Origin of the sequence: Streptococcus oralis, assembly GCF_001578945.1 — a bacterium.
Lineage (GTDB): Bacteria > Bacillota > Bacilli > Lactobacillales > Streptococcaceae > Streptococcus > Streptococcus oralis_Q.
In genome coordinates, this window is the sequence record NZ_KQ969555.1 from 46,270 (window position 1) to 50,498 (window position 4,229).

At 36.4% G+C, this 4,229-nt stretch carries 4 protein-coding genes; all 4 read right to left on the reverse strand.

The genetic code is table 11. The features are described from left to right. Positions 1 to 189 precede the first annotated feature (189 nt). The gene (gene gap, locus SORDD16_RS08645; RefSeq protein WP_061416717.1) at positions 190 to 1,197 is read right to left on the reverse strand and encodes a type I glyceraldehyde-3-phosphate dehydrogenase; all 1,008 of its coding nucleotides are present in this window, start codon (positions 1,195 to 1,197) and stop codon (positions 190 to 192) included. A gap of 165 nt (positions 1,198 to 1,362) precedes the next feature. Continuing rightward, positions 1,363 to 2,664 carry an ABC transporter permease gene (locus SORDD16_RS08650; RefSeq protein WP_164966509.1) on the reverse strand — a complete coding sequence of 434 codons (1,302 nt, stop codon included), beginning with the start codon at positions 2,662 to 2,664 and terminating at the stop codon, positions 1,363 to 1,365. Next, positions 2,633 to 3,316: an ABC transporter ATP-binding protein gene (locus tag SORDD16_RS08655; protein WP_061453132.1), complete on the reverse strand. Its 684-nt coding sequence runs from the start codon at positions 3,314 to 3,316 to the stop codon at positions 2,633 to 2,635. The genes SORDD16_RS08650 and SORDD16_RS08655 overlap by 32 nt, the downstream gene beginning before the upstream one ends. Then, the coding region (locus SORDD16_RS11345) for a hypothetical protein (protein ID WP_241734041.1) at positions 3,297 to 4,229 on the reverse strand (933 nt) is incomplete at its 5' end. The genes SORDD16_RS11345 and SORDD16_RS08655, both read right to left, overlap by 20 nt.

The window sequence follows — 4,229 nt, forward strand, 5'->3', positions numbered from 1 at the left end:
ATCCTTTCTCGATCTTAGCTGACTTCAACCCACTACAGTTGACAAAGAGCCAATTTTGGTCACTTTGAACATCATAAAAGAGAGAACCAATCTGGTCCTCTCTAGATGTTAGCTATAAGTCATCCACTACAGTTGACAAAGAGCCGAAAAAAGCAAGACCAGAAGGCCTTGCTTTTATCGACTCAAGAATTATTTAGCGATTTTTGCGAAGTATTCAAGAGTACGTACAAGTTGTGCAGTGTATGACATTTCGTTGTCGTACCATGATACAACTTTAACCAATTGTTTACCGTCAACGTCAAGAACTTTAGTTTGAGTTGCGTCAAACAATGAACCGTAAGACATACCTACGATATCTGAAGATACGATTGGATCTTCTGTGTAACCGTATGATTCGTTTGAAGCTGCTTTCATAGCTGCGTTTACTTCATCAACAGTAACGTTCTTTTCAAGAACTGCTACCAATTCAGTAACTGATCCTGTTGGAGTTGGAACACGTTGTGCAGATCCGTCAAGTTTACCGTTCAATTCTGGGATTACAAGACCGATAGCTTTAGCAGCACCAGTTGAGTTAGGAACGATGTTTGCTGCACCAGCGCGAGCACGACGAAGGTCACCACCACGGTGTGGTCCGTCAAGGATCATTTGGTCACCAGTGTAAGCGTGGATAGTAGTCATCAATCCTTCTACAACACCGAAGTTGTCTTGAAGAGCTTTAGCCATTGGAGCCAAGCAGTTTGTAGTACATGAAGCACCTGAGATAACTGTTTCAGTACCGTCAAGAACGTCGTGGTTAGTGTTGAATACGATTGTTTTAACATCGTTTCCACCAGGAGCAGTGATAACAACTTTCTTAGCTCCACCTTTAAGGTGTTTTTCAGCTGCTTCTTTCTTAGCAAAGAAACCAGTTGCTTCAAGAACGATTTCTACACCGTCAGTAGCCCAGTCGATTTGTTCTGGATCACGTTCAGCAGAAACTTTAACGAATTTACCGTTAACTTCGAATCCACCTTCTTTAACTTCTACAGTACCGTCGAAACGACCTTGAGTTGTGTCGTATTTCAACAAGTGTGCAAGCATAACTGGATCTGTAAGGTCGTTGATGCGAGTAACTTCAACACCTTCTACGTTTTGGATACGGCGGAAAGCAAGACGACCGATACGTCCGAAACCGTTAATACCAACTTTAACTACCATTAGTGATTTCCTCCTTATGAAAATCCTGAAAATTTTATTGTGAAAAGAGTAACTTGAATCACTACAAATCACCTTTCAACATTATTATTATATAACTATTTAAGTAGAATTGCAAGTACGGGCGTTGTTTTTCTCTGTCAGTTTCTTTTTGATAAACTTCTGTCCCTACTCATAGCGTAAGGACTCCACTGGATCCATTTTACTAATCTTACGTGCTGGGAAGTAGGCTGAAATATAGCCAAGAAACAAAGCAAAAACAAGAGTTCCTGAAACGGAGAGAAGATTTAATTCAAAAACTTTAGAGATAGATGGATAGAAATGGTGGACAATAATATTCGCTAGACTTCCTAGCCCTTGTGCAATGATAAAGGCTATAAGTAAGGCAATCCCTACAATCCAAAGAGCTTCGTAGATAAAGATTCCTTTCACATCTCTATTTTGATAACCAACTGCCTTCATGACACCAATTTCCTTAGAACGTTGCATAATATTGATGTAAATGATGATCCCTATCATAACTGCAGCCACCACAATCGCTTGTGAAGAAAGTACAATCAGCAATCCCTGAATGACACGAATAAAGGTAATCACAATATCAAGAACGGCCTGTTGAGAAAGAACTGTATACTTCTTATTTTTCTGCAATTCTTCTATTACTGTTTTCGTACGAGAAGGGTCTTTAAGTTCCAAAATAAAATAGGATACGGCCTTTGTGAATTCAGCTTCTTTTAAAATGGTTTCCATCTGGTTCGAAGCCATGAAACTATTGCTATCCTCTGCATCATCTTCGTCATTGATGACACGCACAATATGAGTTTGAAAACTTGCCAACTTGCTACCTTCAGCAGCATTTTCTACAATGGTTGCTGAGACTGGTTTGCCAATAACATCACTAGCTGTCAGATTTTTCCCTGTTTGTTCATTCCAATTTTTGAGCAAACTCATTGGAATCGTCAGTCCCTGCTCGTTAACATCCGTATAAAGAGTGCCTGCTAGCACTTTTTCTTTTTCATTGCTGCTAACAGAAATACTTGTATCTTCATACAAACTCACGACTTGAGCATAAGAAGGCATGGATTGGCTAAAATCCACTTCGTGTCCGTCTATGCTAATCTTTGACATGGTCATGCCAAAAGGACTTTCTAGATATTTAATATTTTCTTTCCCAATCGTATCCACGATATAGTTCTTATCATCTTGGTTCAAAAAACCTCTGCCAGCAACACTGGAATTCAGTGCAATCTGAACTTGGGAAGGGAGCTTGCCTCCGTTGGTATTTTCATCAATCATCGAAATCAAGGCATTCCCTAACCCAAGAGAAATCAACACGCCTATAAAACCAATCGAGGTCGCTACTGCAATCAGCAAGTTACGCCACTTTCTTTCCAAAAAGTTACTTAAAGAAAGTTTGAATTTGTTTTTAAAGGACAATCCTTTATTTTTTGATTTCTTCAACGACTTCACCATCCTTCATTTTGATAATCACATCTGCGTATTCAGTAACCTCTGGGTTATGAGTAACAATTAGAACTGTTTTCCCAGCTTGGGCTAAATTTTTGAACACTTCCAAAACCATCTCCTGAGATTGAGAATCGAGCGATCCAGTTGGCTCATCAGCTACAATCATATCTGGTTGGTTTACCAAAGCACGCGCAATGGCTACACGTTGTTTTTGTCCACCAGAGAGCTGTTTAACATTCTTAGCCATAAAAGGCTCCATCCCTAAATTATGAAGTTGTTCTTGGGCTATCCTTGTCATTTCTTTATCCGATAAATCTTTGACATAGAGAGGCAACTTGACATTATCCAGAACAGATTGATGGGGGATGAGATTGAAGTTTTGAAAGACAAACCCTATATTGTCTTTGCGAAATTGCGTCAATTCAACCTCTGACAATTCCTTGAGAGACTCTCCTTTAAAGTCTAAAATTCCCTCGTACTCCCTATCTAAACCGCTGATAATATTTAATAGACTGGTTTTGCCACATCCTGACGGACCATAAATCGCAGTGATTTTTCCTTCAGCAATCTGTAGGTTAATATTCCTTAGAGCCTGCTCTTTATTATTCCCATCCAGGGCGTAAAATTTTGAAATATTTTTAATGGATAAAATGGACATTATAATCTCCTTTAATCACTTGTAATATCGTGTACCGATACAAACTAAAATAAACAATACCAATATAAATTATATTTAACAGGATTAAACTCCATAAACCAAATAATTTAATCTGATTGAATAATAAGCAAACTATGATTGGTATGAAGCGTATAATATATAACTTAATCCTCATATTCACAGGAATCGAAAAAGCTTCTAGCTCTTTCGCATCTCGAAAACGATATCCTCTAAATAGCAATACCTCTAACATTTGTATGCTTTGACATAAAAAATATGCTAGAGAAATTCCGAAAAGAAATAATAAAATATCTATCAAACTATACCCCAAATAATTTAGAAAGAAATATAAAGAAGTAGCAGGAAATAAAATACTAATAACATTTAAAGACCAAATTCTTTTTTTTATAAATTTATTTAGATCGATTCCTACAGCCTTCAGATAAGGAAAATCTTTATTTAAGGTAAGAAAATAGAAATTTATTCCTTTATTGCTAAAAAATATTGTCCCTGAGAATAAAGCTGTATTCAATATCATCACTTTGTTTGAGGTATCAATTCCTAAAAAATCTGGTAAAACCAACCACATAAACATAAAAACAAATGTTGAAAAGATAGGTACGGTAATAGCTTTAAACACTGTTAAGCTATCAACGACAGACAGTAAATATGACACGTTGAATAATTGTTTAGATCTTGACCTCACATACCTAATCTTCGGTATATAAAATATGCTATTAAGTAAAAAAATAAGTAAACATGAAAATAATCCTAAAAAAATATTATAGAAAAAAATAACTACTAAGATGGGTGAAACTAGAATTAAATTCTTAAAAAATACTATATTCCAAAATTCTCTCCCTGTGATATTAAAAAATATCCTCATTGTACTCTCTGTTTTAGTTTTTAAAAC